This window comes from Burkholderia sp. BCC1988 (genome assembly GCF_905339895.1).
Classification (GTDB): Bacteria; Pseudomonadota; Gammaproteobacteria; order Burkholderiales; family Burkholderiaceae; genus Burkholderia.
In genome coordinates this window covers 1-26,688 of the sequence record NZ_CAJPHA010000026.1, presented here as the reverse complement: position 1 = coordinate 26,688, position 26,688 = coordinate 1, and the positions used below count along the sequence as shown (strand labels likewise).

The 26,688-nt window shown below is 67.8% G+C and carries 23 protein-coding genes and 1 pseudogene; 12 read left to right on the top strand and 12 right to left on the bottom strand.

The window, feature by feature from the left end; all coding sequences use genetic code 11:
* Positions 1-67: 67 nt before the first annotated feature.
* Positions 68-1,105: a LysR family transcriptional regulator gene (locus U4012_RS29985; RefSeq protein WP_321802957.1), complete on the bottom strand. Its 1,038-nt coding sequence runs from the start codon at positions 1,103-1,105 to the stop codon at positions 68-70.
* A gap of 83 nt (positions 1,106-1,188) precedes the next feature.
* A complete protein-coding gene (locus U4012_RS29980) occupies positions 1,189-1,932 on the bottom strand; it encodes an SDR family oxidoreductase (protein WP_321802955.1) in 744 nt (247 codons plus the stop codon).
* 191 nt (positions 1,933-2,123) lie between these two features.
* Here U4012_RS29980 and U4012_RS29975 point away from each other — a divergent pair, with 191 nt between their 5' ends.
* The 4 genes and pseudogenes from U4012_RS29975 to U4012_RS29960 all read left to right on the top strand — a co-directional run bounded on the left by U4012_RS29975 (position 2,124) and on the right by U4012_RS29960 (position 4,839).
* Positions 2,124-3,644: a PLP-dependent aminotransferase family protein gene (locus U4012_RS29975; RefSeq protein WP_321802953.1), complete on the top strand. Its 1,521-nt coding sequence runs from the start codon at positions 2,124-2,126 to the stop codon at positions 3,642-3,644.
* 12 nt (positions 3,645-3,656) lie between these two features.
* A pseudogene (locus U4012_RS29970) lies at positions 3,657-3,800 on the top strand (peroxiredoxin); the annotation flags it as partial.
* Between the two features lie 150 nt (positions 3,801-3,950).
* Positions 3,951-4,430, top strand: coding sequence for a carboxymuconolactone decarboxylase family protein (locus U4012_RS29965; RefSeq protein WP_321802951.1), 480 nt, complete (start codon positions 3,951-3,953; stop codon positions 4,428-4,430).
* Between the two features lie 4 nt (positions 4,431-4,434).
* The gene (locus U4012_RS29960) at positions 4,435-4,839 is read left to right on the top strand and encodes a cupin domain-containing protein (protein WP_321802949.1); all 405 of its coding nucleotides are present in this window, start codon (positions 4,435-4,437) and stop codon (positions 4,837-4,839) included.
* Positions 4,840-5,092: 253 nt separating this feature from the next.
* Here the strand turns inward: U4012_RS29960 and U4012_RS29955 are convergent, their stop codons facing one another.
* From U4012_RS29955 to U4012_RS29915, 9 genes are all read right to left on the bottom strand, one after another.
* On the bottom strand, positions 5,093-5,554 hold the full coding sequence (locus U4012_RS29955; protein ID WP_321802947.1) for a MarR family transcriptional regulator: 462 nt from the start codon (positions 5,552-5,554) through the stop codon (positions 5,093-5,095).
* A gap of 160 nt (positions 5,555-5,714) precedes the next feature.
* Positions 5,715-6,428 (bottom strand): SDR family oxidoreductase, encoded by a 714-nt coding sequence (locus U4012_RS29950; protein ID WP_124894276.1) that lies wholly within the window; start codon positions 6,426-6,428, stop codon positions 5,715-5,717.
* Positions 6,429-6,500: 72 nt separating this feature from the next.
* Positions 6,501-6,875 carry a hypothetical protein gene (locus U4012_RS29945; RefSeq protein WP_321802944.1) on the bottom strand — a complete coding sequence of 125 codons (375 nt, stop codon included), beginning with the start codon at positions 6,873-6,875 and terminating at the stop codon, positions 6,501-6,503.
* Between the two features lie 33 nt (positions 6,876-6,908).
* The gene (locus tag U4012_RS29940) at positions 6,909-7,790 is read right to left on the bottom strand and encodes an NmrA family NAD(P)-binding protein (protein WP_124489833.1); all 882 of its coding nucleotides are present in this window, start codon (positions 7,788-7,790) and stop codon (positions 6,909-6,911) included.
* Between the two features lie 454 nt (positions 7,791-8,244).
* Entirely contained in the window at positions 8,245-9,108 is an 864-nt protein-coding gene (locus U4012_RS29935; RefSeq protein WP_044848719.1) for an IclR family transcriptional regulator, read from the bottom strand.
* 106 nt (positions 9,109-9,214) lie between these two features.
* Complete coding sequence (locus U4012_RS29930; protein ID WP_321802941.1) at positions 9,215-10,621, bottom strand: MFS transporter; 1,407 nt, start codon at positions 10,619-10,621, stop codon at positions 9,215-9,217.
* A gap of 115 nt (positions 10,622-10,736) precedes the next feature.
* Complete coding sequence (locus U4012_RS29925) at positions 10,737-11,570, bottom strand: sugar phosphate isomerase/epimerase (RefSeq protein ID WP_321802939.1); 834 nt, start codon at positions 11,568-11,570, stop codon at positions 10,737-10,739.
* A 39-nt stretch (positions 11,571-11,609) separates the two neighbouring features.
* A complete protein-coding gene (locus tag U4012_RS29920) occupies positions 11,610-12,221 on the bottom strand; it encodes an NIPSNAP family protein (RefSeq protein ID WP_044848721.1) in 612 nt (203 codons plus the stop codon).
* Entirely contained in the window at positions 12,218-13,963 is a 1,746-nt protein-coding gene (locus U4012_RS29915) for an FAD-dependent oxidoreductase (RefSeq protein WP_321802936.1), read from the bottom strand. Before U4012_RS29915 ends, U4012_RS29920 begins: the two co-directional genes overlap by 4 nt.
* A 138-nt stretch (positions 13,964-14,101) precedes the next feature.
* On the opposite strand from U4012_RS29915, the gene U4012_RS29910 reads away from it, so the two are divergent.
* Entirely contained in the window at positions 14,102-14,998 is an 897-nt protein-coding gene (locus U4012_RS29910; protein WP_321802934.1) for an NAD(P)-dependent oxidoreductase, read from the top strand.
* Between the two features lie 21 nt (positions 14,999-15,019).
* Here U4012_RS29910 and U4012_RS29905 read toward each other — a convergent pair whose 3' ends face one another.
* The gene (locus U4012_RS29905; protein WP_321802932.1) at positions 15,020-16,066 is read right to left on the bottom strand and encodes a Gfo/Idh/MocA family oxidoreductase; all 1,047 of its coding nucleotides are present in this window, start codon (positions 16,064-16,066) and stop codon (positions 15,020-15,022) included.
* A 216-nt stretch (positions 16,067-16,282) separates the two neighbouring features.
* On the opposite strand from U4012_RS29905, the gene U4012_RS29900 reads away from it, so the two are divergent.
* The 7 genes from U4012_RS29900 to U4012_RS29870 all read left to right on the top strand — a co-directional run.
* Complete coding sequence (locus U4012_RS29900) at positions 16,283-17,581, top strand: ABC transporter substrate-binding protein (RefSeq protein WP_321802930.1); 1,299 nt, start codon at positions 16,283-16,285, stop codon at positions 17,579-17,581.
* A 109-nt stretch (positions 17,582-17,690) separates the two neighbouring features.
* Positions 17,691-18,560, top strand: a complete 870-nt coding sequence (locus tag U4012_RS29895; RefSeq protein WP_321802928.1) for a branched-chain amino acid ABC transporter permease — start codon at positions 17,691-17,693, stop codon at positions 18,558-18,560.
* Positions 18,557-21,112, top strand: a complete 2,556-nt coding sequence (locus U4012_RS29890; RefSeq protein ID WP_321802926.1) for a branched-chain amino acid ABC transporter ATP-binding protein/permease — start codon at positions 18,557-18,559, stop codon at positions 21,110-21,112. Before U4012_RS29895 ends, U4012_RS29890 begins: the two co-directional genes overlap by 4 nt.
* Entirely contained in the window at positions 21,109-21,957 is an 849-nt protein-coding gene (locus U4012_RS29885) for a ThiF family adenylyltransferase (RefSeq protein ID WP_321802924.1), read from the top strand. The genes U4012_RS29890 and U4012_RS29885 overlap by 4 nt, the downstream gene beginning before the upstream one ends.
* A gap of 396 nt (positions 21,958-22,353) precedes the next feature.
* Complete coding sequence (locus tag U4012_RS29880; RefSeq protein ID WP_321802922.1) at positions 22,354-24,144, top strand: FAD-binding protein; 1,791 nt, start codon at positions 22,354-22,356, stop codon at positions 24,142-24,144.
* A gap of 62 nt (positions 24,145-24,206) precedes the next feature.
* Positions 24,207-25,037, top strand: a complete 831-nt coding sequence (locus tag U4012_RS29875) for an aldo/keto reductase (RefSeq protein WP_321802920.1) — start codon at positions 24,207-24,209, stop codon at positions 25,035-25,037.
* 417 nt (positions 25,038-25,454) lie between these two features.
* Positions 25,455-26,688: ROK family protein (locus tag U4012_RS29870; protein WP_321802918.1), on the top strand; the 1,234-nt coding region annotated here is incomplete at its 3' end.

Genomic DNA, 26,688 nt, shown 5'->3' with positions numbered 1-26,688 from the left:
GGGGCGGGATTCGGCGATTCGGCGATGCGTCGACGTGCCGGGGCGCGCATCCGGCCATCTCGAATCGTCAGGCAGCCAGCCACTGCGCCGCATCCACCGGAATCTCCGGATTGAACCGCGTCATGCAGTTCAGGTCGAGCGCGCGGATCTGCTCGGTCATGAAGTCGACGAAGATCCGGATGCGTGTCGGCAGGTGTTGCCGGCTCAGATAGCAGATGTAGTGGCCGCGATCCTGCGGCACATGCTGCGCCAGCGCGACGACGAGTTCGTTCGACGCGAGATGGTCGCGGATCTGGTAGCCGGCCATCTGCGCGATGCCCGATCCGTTCAGCACCGCGCGCAACACGAGATCGGCGTCGTTGAACGTGCGGCGCGCCGTCGGCAGGTACTTCTGCACGCGGCCGTCCACGTTGAATTCCCATTCGAACAGGCGCCCGCTCGCGAACCGGAAATTGATGCACTCATGGCGGTCGAGGTCCTCGATGCGTTGCGGGAGCCCGTGCGCCGCCACATACGACGGCGCCGCGCAGAGCGCCATCTGCATCGGAATCAGTTGCCGGGCGATGATGCTGGAGTCCTCGATGCGCCCGTTGCGGAACGACACGTCGATCCGCTCGGACACCAGGTCGACGGGCCGGTCGTCGAGCAGCAGATCGACGATGATGTCCGGATAGGCGTCCGCGAATTTTTCCAGCAGCGGCGCCACGATCTTCCTGCCGAACCCCGCGGCCGAGCTGATGCGGATGAGGCCGCGCGGCGGCCCCTGCCGCAACTCGAGCATGTCGTTCATCGCTTCGACGATCTGCGCCACGCCCTGATGGCAGTTCTCGAAGAAGCGCCGGCCCTCGCACGTCAGCTTGGTCGTGCGCGTGGTCCGCTGGAACAGCCGCGTACTCAGTTGCGCCTCCAGCTTCTGCACGTTGCGGCTCACGGCCGGCCGCCCGACGCCGAGCAGTTCGGCGGCCTTCGTGAAGCTCCCCTCGCTCGCCACCGCAACGAACGCGAGGATGCCCGCATAGCTCGCACCGAAGCTCGCCGACAGCGCATCGGCGCGACCGGCCAGGTCGCGACGAACGTCGGGCTCCGATGTTTCCGAATGATTCATTTCCGCTGCCCCCAAGCATGCTGCTCATACGGATTGACGCGTCGCCGGCATGCGCCGGCCAAGCGCCTGCGTGCGAACGTGATTCAGCGCCCTGCCAGCCACGCGTCGAGGCCGATGCGCCCGAGCCGTGCCACGCCGAGCGGCACCAGCGACGTTGCCTCGACGCGGCCGCCGTAGTAGCGGGCGTCGCGATCGGTCACCACCGCGCGCGTGTCGCCGACCGACTTCAGATAGCGCGCGACGATATCCGCAAACGGCGCGCGATCCGGGCCCGCGATCTCTATCGTGCCGTTCTGCGGCCCGGCGAGCGCGGCCTGCGCGACGAGGGCCGACACGTCCTCCGCGGCGATCGGCTGGAACAGTCCATCACCGATGCGCACGGTGCCGTCTTCCGTGCCGGCATCCGCGATGCCGCCGATGAATTCCATGAACTGCGTCGCGCGCACGATCGTGTACGGCACGCCCGCCGCCTCGATCGCCTGCTCCTGCGCGACCTTGGCCAGGAAATAGCCGTTCTCCGGCATGCGGTCGCAGCCGACGATCGACAGCGCGACGTGATGGCGCACGCCCGCGGCCACTTCGGCCTTGCCGAGATTGCGCGCCGACGTGCGGAAGAAATCGAGCACCGCCTGCGGTTCCCATGACGGCGCATTCGCGACGTCCACGACGACGTCCGCGTCCGTCAATGCGTCGGTCAGGCCTTCGCCCGTGATGGTATTGACGCCGGTGCGCGGCGATGCGGCGAGCGCCTGATGGCCGGCTTCCTCGAGCAGCGTGACGACACGCGAGCCGATCAGGCCCGAACCGCCGATGACGACGATCTTCATCGCAAAATCTCCTGACGAATGAACTGCAGTGGAATGTGACGGGCGTGACGGCTGCCGGATCGGGTGAACGCGGCGATGACCGTCCATCGCTTGGCGCAATTGTGGAAGAATCATGTCCTATCCAGCAGTGCCAAGAATCGTCGATCGGACTGATCCATGCCGTGCCTGTCCCCGTCATCCGCGAGACCGTCATGTCTGAGCAACCCTCCACCCTGACCATCGAAATCGACCGGCAGCATCGGTTGCCGATCTATCTGCAGATCTGCGAGCGGTTCAGAACCGCGATCGCCGCGGGCCACCTGCGTCCCGGCGATCGCGTGCCCGCGCTGCGCGGCCTCGCGACGCAGCTGAACACCGCGCGCGGCACCGTCGAACAGGCGTACACGATCCTGGTCGACGAAGGCTATCTGCAGATGCGCGGCGCGGCCGGCACGTTCGTCTCGCCGTCGCTGCCGAAATCGGTGACGCGGGCGGCGCCCTCGCGTGCCGACGATCCGGCCCGGCACGCCGAGGATGCCGGCCTGCGCCAGCCGCCGGGCATGTCACGCGACAGCCCGCCGCCGCCGCGCGCGCAACCGATCGCCGTCGCGCTGAGCGGCGAGCCGCGCCCGCTGCAGCCCGGGCTGCCCGCGCTCGACGCGTTTCCGCGCAAGGTATGGCACCGGCTCGTGTCGCTGCGCGCGCGCAGCGCCGACCGCGCGCTGCTGGGCTACCCGAATCCGGCCGGCTACCGGCCGCTGCGCGAACACATCGCGACCTATCTGGGGCTGTCGCGCGGCGTCACCTGCGTGCCCGAACAGGTGTTCGTCACCAGCGGCTATCGCGCGACGCTGGAACTCGTGCTGCGCAGCCTCGCGCGCCCGAACGACCGTGTGTGGTTCGAGGACCCCGGCTATCTGCTCGCACGCAGCTTCCTGTCCGAGACCGGCGTGGAACTCGTCCCGGTGCCGGTGGACGCCGACGGAATCGACGTCGAGCGCGGCCTGCAGCTGGACGCGCACGCGCGCTTCGCGCTCGTGACGCCGTCGCGGCAAAGCCCGCTCGGCCATACGCTGTCGCTGTCGCGGCGCATCGCGCTGCTGGACTGGGCCGAAAAGACGTCGGGCTGGATCGTCGAGGACGACTACGACAGCGAGTTTCGCTATCTCGGCCGCCCGCTGCCGGCGCTGAAGAGTCTCGACCGGCGCGATCACGTGATTTATTGCAGCACCTTCAGCAAGGCGATGTATCCCGGTTTGCGGCTCGCGTATGCGGTCGTGCCGGAACGTGCGGTGGAACGCGTCGAACGCGTGGCCTGCAGCATGAACGCCGGCTCGCCGACGCTCCTGCAGGCGGCCCTCGCGGATTTCATCGAACAGGGGCACTTCGCCCGGCACCTGAAGCGCATGCGCACGCTGTACGGCGAGCGCCGCACGCTGATCGTGAACGCGTTGCGACAGGTGTTCGGCAAGCGGATGATCGTCGAACTGCCGGTGGGCGGCATCCAGTTCGCGGTGCGGTTCACCGACGGCCCCGACGGGCCGGTCGACGACGTCGCCGTCGCCGCACGCGCGCGCGACGCGGGGCTCGCGGTCGTGCCGCTGTCGATCTGGTACACGAACAGCCATACGCAGCAAACGCCGCGCGGCCTCGTCATCGGGTTCGCGAACGTCGCCGACGCGGACGAAGCGCACCGTCATGCACGGACGCTCCTTGCGTGCCTCGACGGCTGAAGCGCGGCGTGCGGCCGTGCCTCCGGCGTGGCCCGCTCGGACGACGGCAATCTCGCCGTCGATCTGCGCCTGCCCGCCGAGTTCGGCGGTCCCGGCACCGGGACCCATCCGGAACAGCTGTTCGCGGCGGCCTTCGCCGCGTGCTTCCACGGCGCGCGATTGGTTCCGAAGCGGCAATAGAGTGCGCACCTTCCCGGCACTACTGGCCCGTGGGACCTGCAATTACGATGGTTGCCAGGCAGGTCGCGCAATGAATGGTCATGCGCAGCGCCGATAGCCCTGCTTCAGCAATCAGGAGAACATATCATGACGCAACGTATCAACTACTTTCAGCAATCGCCGGAGCTGACGAAGAAGCTCGTCGAGCTCGACGGGCTGCTTCAGAAGACTTCGATCGAAGTGCCGGTTCGCGAGCTCGTCGAGATTCGCGCGTCGCAGCTCAACGGCTGCGCGTTCTGCGTCGACATGCATATCAAGATGGCCAGGATCCACGGCGAGCGCGAACTGCGCGTGCATCACGTCGCGATCTGGCGCGAGTCGCCGCTGTTCTCGCCGCGCGAGCGCGCCGCGCTCGAATGGACCGAAGCGCTGACGCAGCTTTCGCCGCACGGCGTGTCGGACGATCTCTACGATCGCGTGCGCGCCCACTACGCCGAGCAGGAGCTGTCGGATCTCACCGTCCTCGTCGGTGCGATCAACTGCTGGAACCGGCTGAACGTCGCGTTCCGGATGGTGCCCGGCTCGTTCGACAAGATGTTCGGTCTCGACAAGGCCAACCTGGAGTAACGACATGAAACGCATCGTGCTCGCGCTTGCACCGCTTGCGCTGTCGCTGCTGATGCCCGTCCCGCCGGCTGCCGCCGCGCCGCAGGCCAAGGTGACGCAACTGACCACGGAGCCGCTGCCCGAGTATCCGGGCAAGGAAGTGGAGATGATCGTCGTCGACTATCCGCCCGGCAGCGTCGACCCCGTCCATCGCCACGACGCGCACGCGTTCGTCTATGTGCTCGACGGCAGCATCGTGATGGGCCTGAACGGCGGCAAGACGGTCACGCTGCACGCGGGCGACACGTTCCACGAAGGCCCCGACGACGTGCACACGGTCGGACGAAACGCCAGCGGCACGAAGCCGGCGAAATTCGTCGTGTTCCTGATCAAGAACAAGGACGCGCCGGTTCTCACGCCGGTGAAGTAGCGGGATCGTCGTCGAGGCGCCAGACCGGCCGGAAACGGCAGCTTGGCGCCGCGAACGCACGCGTTCCGCAACGCGACGGCTTGCCTGGGCTGGCCGGCCGCCGCCGTCTCGGCCGGCGGACGAACGGCGAGCGGGCTTGCAAACCACGTGCCCTGCCTTTGAAGGCCCTTCGCTGAAAAGCCGGGATCGACTGCGTACAGCCGGATGCCCGATGCGGGTGACACATGGACATGAGCGCGACGGATTGGAAACCTCAATCTTGCGACGATCCCATCGACACGTCGCCGACGAGCACCCCTCTCAACTGCTCTCGCCACGCCGTGACATTCTCCGCACCGTTCAGTCGCTCGAACTCCCGTTGCGCTGCCTGCCAGAGTGGCGATGCTCTATCGTGCAGGCGCCGGCCCTCCTCGGTGAGTTCGACGAGGCGGCTTCGGCCGTCGGTGGGCGAGGGCCTGATCGTGACGAAGCCGTCGCGCTCCAGGAAGCCGACCATTTTCCCCATCGCCGTTCGTTCGATATCGAGCCGTTCGGCAAGGGCGTTGACGGGGGTACTTCCCACTTCGTGCAGGGCGGCCAGGGTGAGGAATTGCGTGATGCGCAGACCCGACGGCTCGAGATGGCTATCGTAGAGTCGGGAGATCTGCCTGCTCGCCTTCCTGACGGCGAAGCAGTTGCATTGATCGATGCCGAGCGGCTGGTTCACGGGCAACATCGGTTGCACTCCTGATTTCGGTTGATTGCGCGAACGCTACGCGCGCGTCGCGCGAAGCTACGGTGGCAGCTATCGATGATAGCCGGGAGCGACGGCGCTGGCCTACGATCCGCACGCCTCGCGGCTCGCCGCCGAATCCGGCCCGTGTCGACCGCCGTGTTCAAAATCCTGCCGGCGGCGTGATGTAGCCGGGTATCTCGGCCGCGAGCGTACTCTTCAGCACCGCTGTCCCCTCGTCGGCCATGACCTCGCTCTTGCCGGCGGCGAGCGCGTCGTAGGTCCGTCGCACGACGTCCTCGGGGCTGGCTTTGGGCACGTCGATGCCGTTGGTCAGATCGGTATCCACGAACCCGACGTGCAGGCCGAGAACCTGGATGCCACGCTCGCGCAGGTGAAAACGAAGCTGGTTCGTGTAGCTCCAGGCGGCGGCTTTCGACGCGGCATACGGTGTCAGATAGGGCCGCGGGAGCCACACGATGTCGGAAAGCACGTTGATGATCGCGGCATGCGGCCGGGCCGCCAGGATCTGTTCGAAGGCCTGTGTGACGCGCACCACGCCGTGGTAGTTGGTATCGAACAAGCGAGCCGACTGCGCTTCCACGTCGGCCGACAGAGGCCCGTCGATCAGCGCGGCAATGCCCGCGTTGTTGATCAGCAGCGTCGTGTCGGCCGCCTGTTTCGCCGCCTCGGCGATCGACGCCGGATCCGTGACATCGATCCTGAGCGGCACGATGCCCGGCTCGTCGAAACCGCTCGTGTTGCGCATACCCGCGTACACCTTCGCCGCCCCGCGCCGAAGCGCCTCGCGCGCAAAAGCGAGGCCCAGGCCGCGATTGGCACCGGTGATGAAGACGGTAGCGTTCTTGATATCCATGACAAGCTCCTGTTTCAAAAGCCGCGTGCCGGGAGAGTGTCGACTCCATCCACGAGCGCGCGGGTGCCTCGTTCAAAGAAAGACGTGTTCCGGCAACTGCTTCGAAAGCGACTCCCGCAGACGGGTCGCGAGAGTCAGTACGGCGCCAAGCGGGCTCATCCGCACGCTGACTCGCGGCACCGAGCCATCGGCGTTGCGATCCGCGACCACGACCGCGCTCAACGTCTCGCCGCTCGTCAGAACGGCCTCGTATTCGAGAAAAAGCCGCGAGCCGACGGCTTGAACGAACGTTGGCGTCTGCGACACGTAAAAGGTCCCGACGACGTCGACGGCGAGCCGGATTTCGTCGCGCCCGATCACGGGAGCGCGCAACACCGAGCTGACCAGCTCGGCGTCGGCCGTCAGATCATCGAGAAACGGATGACGATCAGGTTGGACGGGTGACATGTTCAAACCTCCCGATTCGTTTCAAGCACGTGTTCACACGAATGCGGCCCGATACTTCTCGACGAACTGCTGAACCGACAGCGGCGGCGTTCCGGTGACCTTCTCGACGACGTCGTTGGTGCCCGAGAAGATGCCGTCGTGGTAGTTCTGCGCGACTTCGACCAGATGCTGCGTGAGGAACGGCGGAAACTTGTAAAGGGTTTCCATCTTGTTCCGGAATGCCTCGATGGAAGTCGGCGCGTATTCGATCCGGGCGCCGAGAACCTCGCTCATCGCGGCTGCGATCTCGACGTGGTTCATCTCGACGGGGCCGTGGAGCGTGTAGGTCTTGCCCTCGTGGCCTTCGGGGCTGGCGAGGATGTGGGCAATCACGCGGCCCTGATCGTCGCTGGCAATCGGCGCGTGACGGCCGTCGCCAAACGGAAATTCGATCTTCTTCGTGGCCCATATCTCCCGCGCAAAATGCGGATAGACGAGCCAATCGGCGAAGAAGGTCGGGCGCAAATGCGTCGTCGCGACACCCGACCAATCGAAGACCTGCTCGGAGACCCAGTGATCCTGTGCCGCGTGGCTCAGCGACTCCCGGCGCGCGGAAATCTGCGACATGTTGACGATCGCCGTGACGCCCGCTTCCTTTGCTGCCTGCGCGAAATACGCCGCGGCCCCGATGATTCCCGGCGCGATCGGATGAAGGAAATACGCCGAGCGGATGCCTTCCATCGCTGCCCGAATGGCGTCGATGTCGGTGAAGTCGCCGACCGCGACATCGACGCCGCGCTGCCTCAGGACTGCCGCCCGATCGTCATCCGTGCGCACATAGGCCCGCACGCGTTTGTGCATCTTGAGCAGCTCGTCAATGGCAATACCGCCGGTGCGTCCGGTTGCACCGCTCACAAGAATTTCAGGCTCGTTCATCGCTTCGCTCCGTTCGAAAATGAGAGCATATGCTCCCTTGAGACGAAGATTAGGAGCATATGCTCTCATCGTCAAGTTTTTTTGTTGTGGCCCCGGATAACATCACGCTCGGGTCGGCAGACGGCGTTGCTAGCAAGCATCGACAGGAGGCCGGGCAGGTGTCCCGCGATTGAAAGCGCCAGAGGCGTCGATATCGTCCTGGCTTACCTGGATGGCGGAATGTTCAGTGTCTGCTCGCCTTGAGAAGAGAGGGGCCCGTGCGATTCGACGATGTGATTTCCTGTGGCGCGCCGAGGGCGCTGGAGATCATCAGTAAGGGCCCCGAGTATTCGATCTGCCCGTGGATTCGTACCGGCTGCAAACCGCAAATTGCCGTTCGCGCCGGTCATCGCCAGCAATTCACTGACCGACGATGCACATGAGACGCGTCGCGCCAACCTCCCGGCGCGACACACTAGCGCTTTGAAGCACGCCCGCGCGTCGTCGCCTTTGCTGCCGCAACCGGCGCCACTTCCGCCGGGGCAGCCGCCGTGCCCGTCCGCTTGAACCACGGCGAACCCAGCGTGGCCGCGCTCATGTCCGACGCAGCCGCGAGCAATAGCGGCGCGAGTTCCTTCAGGCGCGACTCCGGCAGGCGGCTCGTCGGCCCGGCGAGGCTCACGATACCGACCACTTCGTTCGTGACCGGATTGCGCACGGCTGCCGCGATCGACGTCATGCCGACCTCGTACGTCTCGATCGCCATCCCGTAGCCACGCGCGCGCGCGCCGTTCAGATCCTTCAGGAACTGCTGGATCGTCTTCGGTGCGCGCGGTACATTCTGCACCTTCGCGCTGAGCCCGCCCTGCCTCGACACCAGTTCGATCGCGCGCTCGTCAGGCAGCGTCGCGAGCCACGCCTGGCCGCTCGCGGTGCAATGCAGCGGCGGCTGGCTGCCCATGTCCGGGTCGTAACGCAGCCCGGACTTCGCACCCTGCGCCTTGCCGACGAACGTGATGTGATCATCCTCGACCACGCCCAGCCGTGCCAGTTCGCCCGACGACTCGGCCAGGCGATCGAGCACCGGCTGGGAAATGTCGAATACCCCGCTCGTCGACAGATAGATCAGCGCGAGCGACACCAGCTTCAGCGCCAGCATGTATTCGCCGTGCTCCTCGTCCTGACGGACGAACCCCTCGTCGATCAGCATCGACAGCAGGCGATGCGTGCCGCTGCGGGGAATGTTCAGCGTATCGGCAATGGTGGCCAGCGGCATGCGGCCGCCGTTCTTTGCCAGCAATTCCAGCACTGCGAGCGCACGCTCGAGATTTCCTGCCATGGCGCCTTCTCGTCCGTATGGTGAATGTCAAATAAGAACACAATTCCATACTGGAATTCAAGAGAATTTGCGCGACGCCGCCCCCGCCGTAGCGCCGCGCTCGCCGTCAGTGGCCGGCAGCCCCGCTCACGGCCACGAACCTTCCGCGATGGCGCGCGCCCTTGAGCAGCACCGCCGCACCGCCCACGGCCGCCGGCACCGCAAGCGCCGCGAAGACCTGGCCGAAGCTCCAGTTCGCTTGGAGCATGGCCGCGCCCAGCATCGCGCCCGCGATGCCGCCGAAACGGCCGACTCCGAGCATCCAGCTCGTCCCGGTGGCCCGCATCTCGGTCGGATAGGAGCCGGCCGCCAGCGCGCAGAAGCCCGTATTCGAACCGTTCATGCAGTACCCGATGCCGAACGCGAGCACGCAGATCACGCCGAACGGATGGGCCGACACACCCATGTACCAGGCCAGCGCGCCGCCGGCGAGCACGGTCGCGCCGAGCGCGGCATGCGGATTGAAGCGGTCCATCTGCCAGCCGATCAGCAGCGAACCGACCGTTCCGCCCGCCTGGAACAGCGCGCCGACGATCGCCGCCTCGGCCAGCGAAAAACCCAGGCCGCGAATCAGCGTCGGCAGCCAGTTGCCGAGCAGATAGACGGTCAGCAATCCCGCGAAGTAGCAGATCCACAGCATCACCGTGCCGAACGCATGTTCGCGCGACAGAATCGCGCGAACGGGACTGCGCACGTCGCGCGCCGGTTCGGCGGACACGAACCGCGTCCGTGCGTCGGCGATCGCCGGCTGTATGCGATTCAGCACGCCGATGAGCCGTGCGCGGCGCCGCTCCGACAGCGCGAGATACCGTGCCGATTCCGGCAGCCATTTGACGAGGATGGGCACGTACGCGATCGGCAGCACGCCGCCGAGCAGCAGGACCGAATGCCAGCCCCACGTCTCGATCATCCACGCGCTCACGAAGCCGCCGCCCGCCGCGCCGAAGGTGAAGCCGCAGAACACGGCCGTCACCATCAGCGCGCGCCGCCGCGGCGGCGCATATTCGGCCATCAGCGTGGCCGCGTTCGGCATCGACGCGCCCAGGCCGATGCCGGTCAGAAAGCGCAGCACCGTCAGCGACACCACGCCGGTCGCAAACGCCGATGCAATGCTCCACAGGCCGAAGAACATCACCGCGCTGACCATCACCGTCTTGCGGCCGAAGCGGTCGGACATCGGGCCGGCCGTGAGCGCGCCGAACGCGAGGCCGAGCAGGCCACCGCTCATCACCGGGCCCAGCGCGTCACGCGGAATCGACCACGCGCCGGAAATCGACGGCGCGATGAAGCCGATCATTACCGTGTCGAGCCCGTCGAGCATCACGATCAGCATGCACAACACCAGCACGAGCCACTGGAACCGGCCCACCGGCCGCGTATCGAGAAATTGCTGAACGTCGAGCGAGCGCGCGTCGTTCGATTCGTGATCCTGAATGAAATGCTTCGGCTGTCGGGCCGTCTGCGAGGAAGTCATGCTGATGTCTCCGGAGATGCTGTTCTTGTTGTCGTATCGAATGCCCGATCCGCGCGCCGGCGCGATGCCTGGCGCCGATCGGGCCCGTTGCGTCGAGAAGGCGGCCGCCGCGCGATCAGGCCGGCACGGCCGCCGCATCGATCACGGCAACGGTGGCTTCACGCAGGCGGCGCGCGCGCTCGACGGCAGGCGTCGTCTTCGCCCACGCCTCGTTCGGCACCTCGACGCTCACCGGCAGGTGAGCGGGCAGCGCGCGCAGGATGCCCGCGAGGTCGAGACCGCCCTCGCCCGGCACCATCCGCGCGCAGCGTGCCTGGAACAGCAGCGTGTCGACGTCGGTCGGTCGTTCGGCCGGCGCATCGCAGAACTGGACGTAGCCGAAGTACGCGTGCGGCAACGCGCGCAACGCGTCGAGCGACGAGCCGGCACGATCGAAGTGGATCGGATCGACGATCAATCCGGTGTTGCGCCGGCCGCACGCGTCGACGATGCGCGCGCCGGCGCCGATGTCCTTCACGTCGGTCCACGGCATCGGCTCCAGCGACGGCGACAGGCCGAGCGGCGCGGCCAGGTCGCACAGCCGCCCGAGCCGGTCGACGGTGCGCGCCTCGTCGGGATCGTTGCCGGCCACGAGGACGTAGCGCGCGCCGAGCTCCGCCGCCGTTTCGAGCATCGGCAGGTAGTGCGTCACGTCGGTATCGGGCTTCAGGCGCGCGATCTCGACGTCGAGCACACGCATGCCCGTATCGCGCAGGACCGCCAGCGTTTCGCGCCTGAGCGGCGTATCGCCGACGATCTCGTGGCGAACCTCGGTGTCGGTGGCCGGCAGCAGTCGCAGGCCGACGTAGTCGTAGCCGGCGTCGACGGCGCATCGCACCATCTGCGGCGGGCTCAGTTCGAGCACGGTCAGCGCCGACAGCGACAGCGCGCGGAATTGAGGCTGGGTCATATCGTCTCCTTGAGCGTCATGGCGCAATACGCGGCACGTTCAGCGCAACGGCGAAAACGGCGCGGGCACGCAGATCGTCGATTCCATGGTCGTGAGGTGGGCCGGGCCGCCCTTCGGCGGCCAGATGCCGTCCTTGACCGCTTCGGCGCGAATGCGCGAACGCTCGTCCACGCTCGCATACGGCCAGATGTTCAGGAACCGCGGCGTGTCGCCGTCGAGCGCATACATCGCGCCGACCAGCGGCGAGCGGCGGGTGCGCTCCGGCACCGCCTGCTCCCACACGTCGATCGTGTGCTGCAGGCTGCCGAGCTTCGTGCCGTACACGCGCATCTCGTAGATGCCGCCGTGCACGGCCGGTTCGATCGGCGGCAGGAACGGGAACAGCGCATAGCTGGCCGTCTTCACGTCGATGATCGATTCGCCGCAGCCGAACGGGTTGCCTTCGAGCAGCATCCGTTTGCGCTCGGCGACGAGCGCGGCCTCCGATTCATAACCCCGCAGCACCAGCACCTGACCGAGCGTGCCGATGTCCGAGTACCACGCGCCGAGCAGCCTGCCGCCGTGCGGATCGCCGCTGGCCTGAATCCCTTCGAAGACCTGCGCGTTCGCGCCGATCTTCACCGTGAGCGTCACTACGTCATACAGTCTCATTGCGTTGTCCTCGAGGATGAATCGATGCCGGCACGCGCGGATTCGGGCGCGGCGTCGGCGAGAGAAAGGCCGGCGAGATAACCGAACGTCATCGCCGGGCCGAGTGTGATGCCGCCGCTGGGATAGCAGCCGCCCATCATGCTGGCGGAATCGTTGCCGACCGCGTAGAGGCCGGCGATCGCATGGCCGGCGTGGTCGAGCACGCGCGCGTCGCGGTCGGTGGCCAGGCCCGCGAACGTGCCGAGGCTGCCCGGCAGCAGCTTCACCGCATAGAACGGCCCCGCGTCGATCGGCGCGAGACACGGGTTCGGCTGCCGGTCGGCATCGCCCTGCACGCGGTTGTACGGCGTCGAGCCCTTGTGAAACGCCGGATCGCAACCCTGCTTCGCGTACTGGTTGTAGGCCGATACCGTGTCCACCAGCGAAGCGGCGTCGATTCCGCATTCGCGCGCGAGCGCGTCGAGCGTCGCGCCGCGCTTCAGATAGCCCGAGCGCCGGTACGGGCCGGTCGGGAACGGAAACGGCTTCGAGAAACCGAGCCCGTAGCGCCGCTGAAAGCGATGGTCGCAGACGAGCCACGCGCACACTTCCTCGCCGGCCGGCGTCGTGTCGAGCAGCGCGGCAATGAAGTCGTGATACGACGATGCCTCGTTCACGAAGCGCTTGCCCGCGCGTGTCACCGCGATCACGCCCGGCTTCGCGCGTTCGATCAGATGCGGAAACGCGACGGCGTCGCCGCCCGGTTGCGGCACCAGCGAGACGGGCGCCCACGCGGCCGGCGCATCGAGCGACCGGTCGAAATGCGCGCCGATCGATTCGCCGAGCCGGATCCCGTCGCCGGTATTGCAGAGCGGCGCCGCCGACCAGTGTTCGCGGCCCGACGGCGTATACGCGAACGTCTGCGCACGCCGCGCCTGATCGTGAGGGAAGCCGCCGCAAGCCAGCACGACGCCGCGCGCCGCGCGCACCTCGTGCACGATGCCGTCGATCGCCACGCGGGCGCCGGTCACGCGCACGTCGTCGCGCAGCAGGCCGATCGCCTTCGCATGGGTGCGCAGGTCGACCCCGCGATCGGCGGCCGACTTCAACAGGCGCGCGACGAGCGCATTGCCGTTGACGAGATGCATCGAGCGCCCGTAACGCAGCTTGTGCCACGCGAACGCGGCCAGCCGGCGGCCGACATGCAGCGCGGAGCTCAGCGAGCGCGTCGCGCGATAGAAATGCGCGAGATCCTGGCCGGACGCGAGTGCCATCCCCTTGAGCGTCGTCACCGACAGCGGTGTGCGCAGCTTGTCGAGCAGCGGGCCCAGTTCACGGCCGTCGTACGGCATCGCGCAGACCGAGCGCCCGCCCGTGCCGGCGCCCGGCGTGGTGTGGAAATCGGGAATGCGGTTGCCGTCGACGAAGCGCAGCGCCGTGTTCCGCTCGAAGAATTCGATCATCTCCGGGCCGCGTTCGAGCAGCGCATCGGCCTTCGCCGCATCGAACTGCGCGCCCAGCTCGTTCTTCAGGTACGTGCGCGGCGCATCGATGTCCTCGCGAATGCCGGCACGCGTCGCGAGCGGATTGCGCGGAATCCACATCCATCCGCCCGACCACGCGGTGGTGCCGCCGAACACGGCCTCCTTCTCGGCGACGATCACGCCCAGGCCCCGCGCCGCCGCCGTGACGGCCGCCGCGAGGCCGCCCGCGCCGGAGCCCAGTACCAGCACGTCGCAATCGAGTATCGGTTCACGCTTCATGTTCAGTCCTGCCCGTTCAGTGTCTCCAACGCCGGATGCGACACGATCGCGACGTCTATGGAATATCATTGCGAAGTGGAATACTATTCCACTCAATCGGATTTCGCAAAGACTTTGTGACGACAGGGAGGCAACGCAATGCGAGTACTGGTAACGGGCGGCAGCGGTTTTCTCGGCGCATGGATCATCAGGAGGCTGCTGGCGCGCGGCATGGAATGCGTGAGCTTCGACGTGCGCACGAACCCGCGCCTCGTCGAGGCGCTCGCGCCCGAACGGGCTGCGGCCGTACGCTGGCGCACCGGCGACATCGCCGACGCGGCCGCCACGGCGCAGGCCTTCGACGGCTGCGACGCGGCGATCCATCTCGCAGGCATCCTCACGCCCGACTGCGCGGCCGATCCCGTGCGCGGCGCGCGGGTCAACCTGATCGGCACGCTGAACGTATTCGAGGCCGCACGCTCGGCCGGGCTGCGACGCGTGCTCTATGCGAGCAGCGCCGGCGTATTCGGCCCCGACGACGGCGCCGTGCCGTTGCCGCAAACCCACTACGGCGCGTTCAAGCTGGCGTGCGAAGGATCGGCACGCGCGTACTGGCACGACCACGGGATCGCGAGCGTGGGCTTCCGTCCGCTCGTGGTCTATGGGGCCGGACGCGAGACCGGATCGAGCGCGGGGCCGAGCCTGGCCTGTCGGGCGGCCGCGCGCGGCGAGCGCTACACGATTCCGTTTACCGGCGCGACGGGCCTCGTGTTCGCCGACGACGTCGCCGCCGCTTACGAGGCCGCGCTGCTGGCCGACATCGAAGGCGCACACGCCTTCACGCTGGCGGGCGAGATCACCCCGGTGAACACGCTGATCGAGCGGATCGCGGCCCTCGTGCCGGGTGCGCACATCGATGCCGGCGGCCCGCCGCTGCCGATCGCGACGGCGTTCCCCGACGACCCCGCGCTCGACCGCCTGCTGCCCGGCCTGCCGCGGACCGCGCTCGACGACGGACTGCGGCAGACGGTGGCGTTCTACCGGCGCCAGCGCTAGGCCGGCGCCCGCTCCCCGCGGCTACGCGACGACGTCCGCGGGTGCAACGCCCGTGCGCGTCGCAGCCGCGCGATGCACGGCGAGCGTCGCCGCGAGCGTGCGCGCGGCGTCGTCGGCCGGACACAGCGGCGCCTCGGCGCCCGCGATCACCGCCGCGAAGTGGCGCAACTGCTCGTGATACGGATCGGCGCCATGCGGCGTGCAGCGCTCGACCGTCAACGGATCGTGCCAGCCCTTCCCGCTGCGGTATTCCCACAGATCGAGCTGCGGCAGCGTGAGCGACGCATCGGTGCCGATCAGGAAATGCGTGTTCACCTGCTGGCGCGGATAGTGCGCGGCCTCGCCCGCCGCGAGATCCCAGTTCCACGGCGAGGTCGCGCAGTCGGACACGGCCAGCGTGCCGAGCGCGCCGCTGTCGAAGCGCAGCAGCACGGCGGCCGTGTCTTCCACGTCGAAGCCGCGCACGCGATTGGACGCCTGGGCCTGCACCTCGACGATCTCGCCGAACAGGTACCGCATGATGTCGATGTCGTGAATCAGGTTGATCAACACCGGGCCGCCGCCCGCGCGACGACGCCATTCGACGTCGAAATACGCGTCGGGCTTGTAGAACGTCGCGAGCGCATTGGCCGCGACGGGTTTGCCGAGCCGCCCCGACTGCACGATCTCTCGCGCGCGCCGCAAGACCGGATTGTGGCGGCGATGGTGGCCGACCAGCAGCGGCACGCCGGCTTCGCGTGCGGCGCGACCGAGGCCCGCCGCCGCCGCGACGCTGTCCGACACCGGCTTCTCGATCAGCGCCGGCACGCCGCGCGCGATGCAGGCAAGGCCGACCTCGACATGCGTCGCATTCGGCGTCGCGACGATCGCGCCGTCCGGGCGCATCGCGTCGAGCATCGTCGCGTAGTCGGCGAACCAGCGCAGCCCCTCGGCACGCGCGAACTGCTCGGCCGCCGGCGACGGATCGGCGATCGCCACGACTTCCACCTGCGCATGCGTGCGCGCGCGCTCCACGTGCATCCGCCCGATTGCGCCTGCACCGATCACTGCCAGCCGTCTTCTTGCCATCGCTTCATCTCCGTTGTGCGGGGCGTACGTGTCGCGTCGAGCCGTTCGTCTTCCGGACCGACCGGGTGAATACCCCGATTTATTGAAACCATCTTTGATTGTTGAATGCTATTCCACTTCAAACCATAATTCACGAAAAATTTCGACACGTGTCGCGCGGCCCGCCCACGGACCGCACGGAATCGAACCTTGACCAGGAAACAGGAGGCCAGACACATGACTGACCAGCACGCGCAGAACGACACTCTTTCCAGCTCCGCGGCGGACGCGACCGCCAACCCGGCGGCGTCGCGCCGCGCGTGGCTCGTCACCGCGGGCAAGGCGCTCGCGGGCGGGGCCGCGGCGCTCGCCGCGCCGGCGATCGTGCGCGCGCAGGGCGAGCAACCGCTGAAGCTGGGCCTGCTGATGGCCAAGCAGGGCGTGTGGACCGAACAGGGCGAAGTGATCGCGAACGGCGTCAAGCTCGCGCTCGACGAGGCGGGCAACCAGGCGCGCGGCCGGCGCGTCGATCTCGTCTGGTACGACGAACCGAACCCGCAGTCGGCGCAGCAGAACATGCAGAAGCTCGTCGAGCAGGACCACGCGATCGCGGTGATCGGCGGCACGAACAGCGGCACGTCGCTCGCGATGTCGTCGGTCGCATGGCGCACCAGGACGCCTTACATCGCGCCGAACGCCGCCGCGCGCGAGCTGACCGGCAGCAGTTGCAACCCGTACACGTTCCGCGTGCTGAGCCCGACGCCCGTCGCATGCCGCGCACTCGCACCGTCGATGCTCGCGATCGGCAAGAAATGGCACTTCCTCGTCGCGAACTATGCGTACGGGCAGGACATTCAGCGCGCGATGTCCGACTTGCTGAAGCAGGCCGGTGGCGTCATCACCGGCGCCGACGTCACGCCGCTCAACACCACCGACTTCAGCTCGTTCATCCTGAAGATCCGCCAGTCGAAACCCGATGTCGTGCTGCTCGGGCTGCCGGGCGGCGACCTGTCGACGTTCCTGAAGCAATACGCGGAAATGGGCATGAAAGGCCGCATCCCGGTGGCGTGTCCGATCATCGGCGACTCGGATCTCTGGTCGATCAACGCCGACGCCGCCACCGGCTACTACGGCAAGCCGTGGCATTTCAGCTCGCCGGGCCATGCGCCGGAAGAAGTTGCGTTCATCAGGAAGTACACGGCGAAGTACGGCAAGCCGCCGGCCGACAAGGCCTGGATCGGCTGGTTCACGGCGCGCGCACTGCTGCAGGCGATCAACCACGCGAAGAGCACGTCCGGCGCGGACATCGTGCAGAGCCTGGAGACCATTCAGCTCGCCGACGGCAGCGGCGCCGCCTACTTCCGCCCGTGGGACCACCAGTTGTTGCGGCGCTGGAGCGTGTTCAAGGTGAAGGACCGGATCGGCGACAAATGGGACTGGCTCGACCCGATCTCCGTCGTGCCGCAGAACCCCGGCGACCTCGACCGTCTCTTCGGCACACGCGAGGAGATCGGCTGCAAGATGGCCGCGCGCTGAGCCCGCGCGCCGCCGCCCCAAGCGTATCCCGCGCGCGTCGCGGCCCGCCGCTCGCCCGTCACGACGGGCCGCGGCGCGGCGGCGGCGAGCCGCACTCTGGAGTAAGGGCATGGCTGAAATGTTGTTGTCCCAGGTCGCCAACGGACTGGTGCTGGGATTCCTCTATGTATTGCTCGCGATCGGACTGTCGATCATCTGCGGGCTGCTGGGCATCGTGAATTTCGCGCATGGCGCGCTCTTCGCGCTCGGCGCGTATTTCGCGATCGCACTGTCGACGCAGTTCGGATGGGCCGCCGTCGTGCTCGCACCGGTGCTCGTCGCGGCGGTGGGCGTGCTGATCGAAGTGGTGTTCATCCGGCGCCTGTACGGCAAGGAGCCGCTCCTCGGCCTGATCGTCACGTTCGCGCTGTCGCTGCTGCTCACCGCACTGGTTCGCCTCGTGTGGGGCGCGGGCGGGCTGCCGTTCAGTCCGCCCGGGATGCTCAACGGGTTTCTCGTATACGGGCCGCTGCTGATCACGAAGTATCGACTGTTCGTGCTCGCCGCGACGATCGCGATCCTCGTCGTGCTGTGGTGGTTCATGAACTACACGCCATACGGGCGGATCCTGCGCGCCGGCAGCCGCGATCCTGAAATGGTCGGCCTGCTCGGCATCAACCTGCCGCGCGTGCTGACCGGCGCGTTCGCGCTCGGCGCGCTGCTCGCGGGTGCCGCCGGCGTGCTCGCGGCGCCGCTCGTCACGGTCACGCCGGGGATGGCGACGACCGCCGTGATGCCCGCGTTCGTGATCGTCACGATCGGCGGGCTCGGCTCCTTCGCCGGTGCGGTGGTCGCGGGCCTGCTGGTCGGCATCGCAACCGCGCTGGCCGTCCAGTTCTTTCCGGCAGCCTCGTCGGTCGCGATGTACGCGCTGATGGCACTCGTCCTTCTCGTGCGCCCTCGCGGGCTGTTTGGTGAACGCTGGGAGCGCTTCGAATGAAATTCGACTATCTGACCCGCCATCCGGTTGCAGTGCTGACCACCGCGCTCGTCCTCGTGTCGCTTGCCCTCACCGCGACCGGCACGCCGCTCGAGCGCGCAACCCAGATCGCGATCTACACGCTCTACGGGATGGGCGTGAACCTGCTGGTCGCGTATACGGGGCTCGTCCCGTTCGGCGCATCGGTGTTCTTCGGCACGGCCACGTACCTGGTCGCCGTGTCGCTGCTGCGCGTGCTGGGCAACGAGCTGCTCGCGCTGGCGGCCACCGTGATCGTGACGACCGTGCTCGCCGCGCTGATCGGCGCGGTTGTGTTGCGCCGGCGTGGGCTCTACTTCTCGCTGCTCACCCTCGCCTGTTCGCAGATCGCGTTCGAGATCGCGTTCAAGTGGACCGATGTGACCGGCGGCGAAAACGGCCTGCAGAACGTGCCGCGCCCAACCTTCCCGACGACCGTCGGCTTCCACGTATTCGCATGCGTGACGGTGATCGCCATCGCCTGTCTGCTATGGCGCCTCGTGCACGCGCCGTTCGGACGGGCGCTGCAGGCACTGCGCGACAACGAGCAGCGCGCGGCGAGCCTCGGCTACGACACGTATCGGCTCAAGCTGCGCGCGTTCGTGATCTCGGCTGCCGTGATCGGCTATGCGGGCGGCCTGCTGTGCCTGATGCTGCAGGGCGCGTACGCGAACAACCTGAGCTGGGAGCACGCGGGCGACAGCCTGCTGATGACCGTGCTCGGCGGTGTCCACCAGTTTCTCGGGCCGCTGTGGGGCGCGATTGCGTTCATCCTGCTCGAAGACAAGCTCAGCAGCCTGACCGAGCACTGGTGGCTGATCTTCGCGCCGATCGTCATCGCGTTCGCGTTCTTTTCGCCCGAGGGCATCCACGGCATCGCGCAGCGGCTGTTGCGACGTCCGCGCTGGACCCTCGTGCGCGACACGATTCCCGCGCGCCCCGCCACGATCGCGCCGTATCGCGCGGGCGGCGTCGAGACCGATCCCGCCACGCCCGTGCTGAGCGTGCGCGGATTGACGAAGCGTTTCGGCTCGCTCGTGACCGCCGAACGGATCGACCTCGACGTCCATCCGTGCCGGCTGCACAGCTTCATCGGCCCGAACGGCGCGGGCAAGACCACGTTCTTCAACATGCTGACGGGCGTGCTGTCGCCGACGGCCGGCACGATCACGTTCGACGGCAAGGACGTGACGAAGCTCGCCATGTTCCGCCGCGTGCGGCTCGGCATGAGCCGCTCGTTCCAGATCCTCAGCGTATTTCGCAATCTCACCGTGTTCGAGAACGTGCGCGTCGCGGTGCAGGCCGCGCAGCACGATCGCCTCGGCCTGTGGCGCGACGCGCACACGCTCGGCGAACAGAACGAGATGACCTGGTCGCTGCTCGCGGCGGTCGGGCTGGCCGAGCGCGCGGCGCATGGTTGCGAAAGCCTGTCGCACGGCGAGCAGCGCCTGCTCGAAATCGCGCTGTCGCTCGCGACTCGCGCACGCCTGCTGCTGCTCGACGAGCCGCTCGCCGGGCTTGCCGAAGCCGACCGCGTGCGCGTGGCGGCGATCATCCGCGAGCTGGCGAACCATCACGCGGTGCTGCTGATCGAGCACGACATCGATCGCGTGCTGACGATTTCCGATCGCGTCAGCGTGCTCCATCGCGGCCGGCTGATCGCCGACGGCTCGCCGGCCGAAGTCGCGCGCCATCCCGAGGTGATCGAAGCCTACCTGGGCCACGCGAAGGGCGAGCGGCCGGTCGATGCGAGGCTGGCCGCCCGACGCGGCGCACAGCACGAAGATGCCGCACCGGCACGCCGCCCGCTGCTGCGCCTCGAAGGCGTGAAGGCCGGTTATACCGGCAACACGATCCTCGACGGCATCGACCTCACGCTCCACGAAGGCGAAGTGATTGCGATCCTCGGACGCAACGGCGTCGGCAAGACGACGACGTTGCGCGCCGCGACCGGCGTCGCCGACGTGACGGCCGGGCGCATCGTGTTCGACGGCCACGACATCACCGGGCGCCCCGCGCACGAGATCAATCGTCTCGGCCTCGCGATGGTGCCCGAGGGCCGCCGCCTGTTCCCCAACCTCACGGTCGCCGAGAACTTGCGGCTCGCCGCACGCAAGGGCGGCGCGAGCGTCGACGAGATGTTCGCGCTGTTCCCGCGACTCGCGACGCGCAAGGATGCGCGCGCCGAACATCTGTCCGGCGGCGAACGACAGATGGTGGCGATCGCGCGCGCGCTGATGGCGCCGGCGAAGGCGATCCTGCTCGACGAACCGTTCGAGGGGCTCGCGCCCGCCGTCGTACAGGAAGTGCTCGACGCGGTAGTCAAGCTGCGCGAGCGCGCGAGCGTCGTGATCGTCGAGCACCAGGCCGACATGGTGCTGCCGATCGCGGATCGCGCGTACGTGCTCGTCAACGGTCGCGTCGCGCACGAAAGCAGCGCGGTCGCGCTCGAACAGGACACCGCCACCCAGGCGAAATTGCTCGGCATCGTACACGACGAGGCCGGTTCAACCCAGGAGATGAAAACAGCATGACAGCCCCCTTGACCCCGACCGCCCCGGTTTCGCTCGACGAAGGCCTGAGCGGTGCGACCCGCATTCATTTCATCGTCGGCGATCCGATCGCGCAGGTCCGTTCGCCGAAAGGCGTGACGGCCGCGCTGCGCGAGGCCGGACTCGACGCGCTGGTCGTTCCCGCTCATGTCGCACCGGCCGATCTTGCGGCGTTCTTCGCGGGCATCACACCGATGCGCAACGTCGACGGCGTGATCATCACCGTGCCGCACAAATTCAGCGCCGCCGGGTTCTGCTCGCGCCTGTCCGATGAAGCGGCATTCCTCGGCGCGGCGAATACGCTACGACGCACCGCCGAAGGCGGCTGGCACGGCGGCATGTTCGACGGCACGGGTTTCGTCGCCGCGCTCGGCGACGAAGGCTGCGACCTGCGCGGCAAGCGCGCGCTGCTGGTCGGCGCGGGCGGCGCAGGCTCGGCGATCGGCCATGCGCTGGTGATGGCGGGTGTCACGTCGCTCGACGTGCGCGACAACGATGCCGCCCGCACCGCGTCGCTGGTCGAGCGGCTGGCCACGCTGCAACGCGGCACGGTGCGCGTCGCCGGCGCGGAGGTCACAGCCGAATCGTTCGACGTGATCGTCAATGCGTCGCCGATGGGCATGCGGCCGGACGATCCGCTGCCCGTCGACGTCTCGCGCGTGCCGGCCACCGCGTTCGTCGGCGACGTCGTCACGAAGCCGCCGCTCACGCCGTTCATCGAGGCAGCGCGTGCCCGCGGTTGCCGAACCGTCACGGGCACGCAGATGTTCGCGCGGGTCTGCGATCGAATGGTCGCATTCCTGGTCGATACCGATACCGCCGCCTGAGTGCGTGTGGGCAGGTCGCGATCGTCATGCGCGGCGCGGCCTGCCGAATCGTTTCCGCCGCACGACGGTGACGCGGCGTGCCGCGCCGCCGTTCCTGCCTGCCTCATCACGACCATCCGACGACAACCCATGCATCCCGGGCGTACCTCGCCCGGGCGCCTGGCGCGCAGCGCCGCCCGGCTCGCCGCCGCACCGGCGTCGACGCGCAGCCAGTTCGCGGCCGGTGTGGGCAGCGTGCACCGGTTCTGAACGAAGTCGCGCTTCGTCTCTCGGCTATATTTCGGAACACTATTCCACTTTGTTGTTTATTGGAATAACATTCCAAAACGATCGAAGCCTCTTCCGCCGCGCGCCGAATCCGGACGTGCGGCGGAACGAAACGAAGGAGACATGGACATGGCTGCAGTACAACAGGGTTGGGACGAAGAGGTGGACCTGCTGGTGTTCGGCGCAGGTGCGGCGGGCATGACCGCCGCGCTCGTCGCGCATCACGAGGGGCTCGCCGTCCTGATATGCGAAAAAACCGCCGCGGTGGGCGGCATCACGTCCACGTCGGGCGGCACGACCTGGGTGCCGGGCACACGCTTGAGCGTCGCCGCGGGCGTGCCCGACAGCGTCGACGATGCGCGCCGCTTCCTGCAGTCGGTGGTCGGCGCGCGCGGCGGCGACGACGCGCGCGAAGCATTTCTGCAAAGCGGCCCCGACGCGATCGACGAACTCGCGCGCATCAGCGACGTGAAGTTCGTCGCCGCCACCGCACATCCCGATTACGTCAACGGCCCGGGCGCGGCCTACGGCGGCCGGGCGCTCGTGCCCGCGCCGTTCGATGCGCGCGTGCTCGGCCGCGCGTTCGCGCGCGTGCGCCCGCCGCGCAAGGAATTCATGGGCCTCGGCGGCATGATGGTCGCGCGTGCCGACCTCAATGCGCTGCTCGCGCCGTTCGCGTCGGTCGCGAACTTCAAGCGCACGATCGCGGTCGTCGGGCGCTATGCGATGGATCGCCTGCGTTTTCCGCGCGGCACGCAGCTGGTGATGGGCAACGCGCTCGCCGCCCGGCTCTATTACAGCCTGCTCAAACGCCAGGTCGAGATTCGCTTCGACACGCCGCTGCTCGAACTGGTACGCGAGAACGGTCGCGTCACCGGCGCCATCGTCACGACACCGGATGGCGGTCGCAAGCGAATCGGCGCGCGGCGCGGCGTGGTGCTCGCGACCGGCGGCATCGCGCGCCATCCGTCGCTGCGCCGGCAGTTCTTCCCTGCCGCGGCCCAGCCGCTGTCGCTGTCGCCGAATACGCATACCGGCGACGGCGTCGACCGCGCACAGCGCGTCAATGCGCGGGTCGAAAACGGCGGCGACAGCCCGGGGCTGTGGATGCCGTGTTCGATCCGCCGCGCACCGGGCGCTCCCCCGGGCGGCGACGGCGACAGCGTCTGGCCGCACATCATTCTCGATCGCGCGAAGCCCGGCCTCATCGCGGTCAACAGCCGCGGCGAGCGCTTCGTCAACGAATCGAACTCATACCACGACTTCGTGATGGGCATGCTGCGCGACAGCGGCAACGGGCCGAGCGTGCCGGCCCATCTGATCGTCGATGCTGCGTTCATTCGCACCTATGGCCTCGGCCTGCTGATGCCGGCGCGCAGCGCGGCCCGCATCGCCGAATTCGAACGCGCCGGCTATCTGGTGAAAGGTGCGACGCTGGCCGAGCTGGCGGCGAAGTTGCAGGTGGATGCGAACGGCCTGGCGCGCACCGTCGCGACCTACAATCGCGACGCCGCCAATGGCGAGGATCCGGCATTCCAGCGCGGCAGCAGCCCGATGAGCCGCTTCAACGGCGATCCGGCGCAACAGCCGAATCCGTGCATCCGCCCCATCGGCGCCGGCCCCTACTATGCGCTGACCGTATGGCCGGCCGATCTCGCGTGCAGCGCGGGGTTGAGCGGCACGGCGAACGGCGAGGTGATCGATGTCGACGGGCGCGTGATCCCCGGCCTGTTCGCGTGCGGCAACGATCTCGCGTCGATCTTCCGCGGCACGTACCCCGGCCCCGGCACGACGCTCGGCCCGGCCATCGTATTCGGCTGGCGCATCGCGAAGTTCGTCGCGCGACGCGAAGCGGCATCGACGGGCACCTCATCCGCGGACGCGGTGCACCGCCCGACCTGCGACAGCGCGCAACGCTGACGAACGCGCCGGCACGGCACGCGCAGGCCGCGCCGGCTCACCCCATCGAGAAGGAGTCGTTCATGCAACGCATCGTCAACCGCCATCGATTGAACATGCCGAAACTGGGGCTCGGCACCTGGCCCATGCTCGGCGACGAATGCACGCGCGCGGTCACGCTCGCACTGGAGTCGGGTTATCGCCATATCGATACCGCAGCCGCGTACGAGAACGAAGCGGCGGTCGGTAGCGCCATCGCCGCTTCGAACGTCCCGCGCGAGCAGATTCACGTGACCAGCAAGGTATGGTGGGACCAGTTGAACCCCGAACGCATGCGGCAATCGCTCGACAACACCTTGCGCGCGCTGCGCTGCGACTACGTGGACCTGTTCCTGATCCACTGGCCGGCGCCCGACTGGAATCTTGCCGAGACGATCGACACGCTCGTTTCGTTCAAGGAGCAGGGACGCGCCCGCGCGATCGGCGTCGCGAACTTTCCGCTTGCGCTGTTGCGCGACGTCGTCGAACAGATGCAGGCGCCACTGGCCGCGATACAGGTCGAGTATCACGTGCTGCTCGGTCAGGCGCGGCTGCTGCAATTCGCGCGCCGACATGACATGGCGCTGATCGCGTACAGCCCGCTCGCGCGCAACCGCGTGTCGGAGATCCCGGAACTGCAGCGGATCGCCGACAAGCATCGCGTGCTGCCGAGCCAGGTGGCGCTGAAATGGCTGCTCGACCAGCCGAACGTGGCCGCCGTGCCGAAGGCGGCCGGGCAACGCAATCAGCTCGCCAATCTGGCATCGCTCGACGTGAACCTGGACGACGCGGACCGTGCGCTGATCGCCGGCCTGCCGAAGAATCAGCGGCTCGTGAGTCCGGCGTTCGCGCCGCAGTGGGATCCGGCCGTGTAAGGAACAGCGTGTGGGTCGGCGATCGTTGCGGGCACGGGATGAATCGCGACTTCGGCACGCCTGTCGCCCACGCCGCGCGGCCCTTCACCTGGGTGCCGGCCCGATCACGGGCGCCGGAACCGATCGGCGTCGACGAAATCAGTCGACGCCGACGGACCGGAGATCGCACTGGCCAGCACTGGGGCTTTGCATCGCGCCTGCACCGCGAGCCAATGCCCGCAAGGCATTCAAATCCGGCCCCATAAATCAGAATTTGTGCCGGTCAACACCTGACCGATCGAGACCTGGCACCCGCCATCTTTCGCAAGCACGTCTTTCCGGGGTTTACCTAACTGACTGGACGCCGAACGCATGCTTAAATAAATCAACTTGATTTATTTAATGCGCCGAAAGCGGCGCCACATGGAGGGAGACGCCATGCGAAGCCCGCACATCGGCCAGGGCAGCAACTCGGTCAACGTGCGCCGTTACAACGAGCGCCTTTTGCTGAAGACGCTGCGCCGTACCGGCAGCGCGTCGAAGGCCGACCTCGCCCGCCACGCGAACATGACGAGTGCGGCTGTCGGCGGCATCATCGCGTCGCTCGCCGACGCGAAACTGATCGAATTCGCCGGCCGCACCGAAGGCCAGCGCGGCCAGCCGGCGTCGCTGATTCGTCTCGATCCCAATGGGGCATTCGGCATCGGCGTCCGCATCGACCGCATGCGCATCGAAACGGCGCTGGTCAACTTCGCGGGCGAGATCATCGGCTGCCGCTCCCACGACACCCTGCTCCCTCCGCCCGCGACCGTGCTCGAACTGGTTCGCAGCGACATCGAAGAGATGCAACGGCTGCTGCCCGCGAAGGATCGCGACCGGCTGGCGGGCGTCGGCGTGGCCCATCCGTTCAACCTGGGAAGTTGGCTGCGCGAACTCGGCCTGCCGGCCGAAGCCTTCCGCGCGTGGGCCGAGATCGACCTGGCCCGGGAACTCGCCAATGTCATTCCGCTGCCGGTGTTCAGCGAAAACGACGGCAACGCGGCCGCCATCGCCGAGCTCTTTTACGGCTGCGGCCGGCAACGCGACAATTTCGTCTATCTGTTCCTCGGACCGGTGATCGGCGGCGGCATCGCGATCGACGGCGACTGCCTGCACGGCCGCACCGGCAACGCCGGCGATTTCGCCGTCATGCCCGTACACCCGAGCCGCCTGCCCTCGGCGCCCGCGCCGCACGGCGCGTGGGACATCCTCCTGACGCGTGCGTCGTTGAGCGCGCTGATTCGTCATCTGCGCCATTGCGGCGAGCGGGTCGAGAACCGCGCGGATCTCAACGACTGCATCGCACGCAACGTGCCGGCCGTCGACGAATGGATCGACGATTGCGTCGATGCGCTCGCGTTCGCGCTGCGCGGGGCGCTATCCGTACTCGATTTGCCGGTCGTCGTCCTTGATTCGGACGTTGACGCCGGCCTGCTCGACACGCTCATGCAACGCCTGGGCGTGGCGCTCGCCGACATCACGCCGGAAGCCCGCAGCGCGCCGGAACTCGTGCGCGGCACGTTCGGCGCGGACGCTGGCGCGATCGGCGCCGCGACGCTGCCGATGTTCTTCAACTTCTCACCACGCTCCGGCATCCTGCGCGGTGCAGGCCTGGATACGCAAGAGGTCGCTT

What these genes read in the sequence shown, in the direction of transcription:
- U4012_RS29875 (WP_321802920.1), top strand. Translation starts at nt 24,207, where the DNA reads ATGCAACGCATCGTCAACCGCCATCGATTGAACATGCCGAAACTGGGG.
- U4012_RS29895 (WP_321802928.1), top strand. Translation starts at nt 17,691, where the DNA reads ATGGCTGAAATGTTGTTGTCCCAGGTCGCCAACGGACTGGTGCTGGGA.
- U4012_RS29910 (WP_321802934.1), top strand. Translation starts at nt 14,102, where the DNA reads ATGCGAGTACTGGTAACGGGCGGCAGCGGTTTTCTCGGCGCATGGATC.
- U4012_RS29905 (WP_321802932.1), bottom strand. Translation starts at nt 16,066, where the DNA reads ATGGCAAGAAGACGGCTGGCAGTGATCGGTGCAGGCGCAATCGGGCGG.
- U4012_RS29955 (WP_321802947.1), bottom strand. Translation starts at nt 5,554, where the DNA reads ATGTTGCCCGTGAACCAGCCGCTCGGCATCGATCAATGCAACTGCTTC.
- U4012_RS29985 (WP_321802957.1), bottom strand. Translation starts at nt 1,105, where the DNA reads ATGAATCATTCGGAAACATCGGAGCCCGACGTTCGTCGCGACCTGGCC.
- U4012_RS29925 (WP_321802939.1), bottom strand. Translation starts at nt 11,570, where the DNA reads ATGACCCAGCCTCAATTCCGCGCGCTGTCGCTGTCGGCGCTGACCGTG.
- U4012_RS29920 (WP_044848721.1), bottom strand. Translation starts at nt 12,221, where the DNA reads ATGAGACTGTATGACGTAGTGACGCTCACGGTGAAGATCGGCGCGAAC.
- U4012_RS29880 (WP_321802922.1), top strand. Translation starts at nt 22,354, where the DNA reads ATGGCTGCAGTACAACAGGGTTGGGACGAAGAGGTGGACCTGCTGGTG.
- U4012_RS29975 (WP_321802953.1), top strand. Translation starts at nt 2,124, where the DNA reads ATGTCTGAGCAACCCTCCACCCTGACCATCGAAATCGACCGGCAGCAT.
- U4012_RS29960 (WP_321802949.1), top strand. Translation starts at nt 4,435, where the DNA reads ATGAAACGCATCGTGCTCGCGCTTGCACCGCTTGCGCTGTCGCTGCTG.
- U4012_RS29980 (WP_321802955.1), bottom strand. Translation starts at nt 1,932, where the DNA reads ATGAAGATCGTCGTCATCGGCGGTTCGGGCCTGATCGGCTCGCGTGTC.
- U4012_RS29890 (WP_321802926.1), top strand. Translation starts at nt 18,557, where the DNA reads ATGAAATTCGACTATCTGACCCGCCATCCGGTTGCAGTGCTGACCACC.
- U4012_RS29900 (WP_321802930.1), top strand. Translation starts at nt 16,283, where the DNA reads ATGACTGACCAGCACGCGCAGAACGACACTCTTTCCAGCTCCGCGGCG.
- U4012_RS29885 (WP_321802924.1), top strand. Translation starts at nt 21,109, where the DNA reads ATGACAGCCCCCTTGACCCCGACCGCCCCGGTTTCGCTCGACGAAGGC.
- U4012_RS29945 (WP_321802944.1), bottom strand. Translation starts at nt 6,875, where the DNA reads ATGTCACCCGTCCAACCTGATCGTCATCCGTTTCTCGATGATCTGACG.
- U4012_RS29930 (WP_321802941.1), bottom strand. Translation starts at nt 10,621, where the DNA reads ATGACTTCCTCGCAGACGGCCCGACAGCCGAAGCATTTCATTCAGGAT.
- U4012_RS29915 (WP_321802936.1), bottom strand. Translation starts at nt 13,963, where the DNA reads ATGAAGCGTGAACCGATACTCGATTGCGACGTGCTGGTACTGGGCTCC.
- U4012_RS29965 (WP_321802951.1), top strand. Translation starts at nt 3,951, where the DNA reads ATGACGCAACGTATCAACTACTTTCAGCAATCGCCGGAGCTGACGAAG.
- U4012_RS29935 (WP_044848719.1), bottom strand. Translation starts at nt 9,108, where the DNA reads ATGGCAGGAAATCTCGAGCGTGCGCTCGCAGTGCTGGAATTGCTGGCA.
- U4012_RS29950 (WP_124894276.1), bottom strand. Translation starts at nt 6,428, where the DNA reads ATGGATATCAAGAACGCTACCGTCTTCATCACCGGTGCCAATCGCGGC.
- U4012_RS29940 (WP_124489833.1), bottom strand. Translation starts at nt 7,790, where the DNA reads ATGAACGAGCCTGAAATTCTTGTGAGCGGTGCAACCGGACGCACCGGC.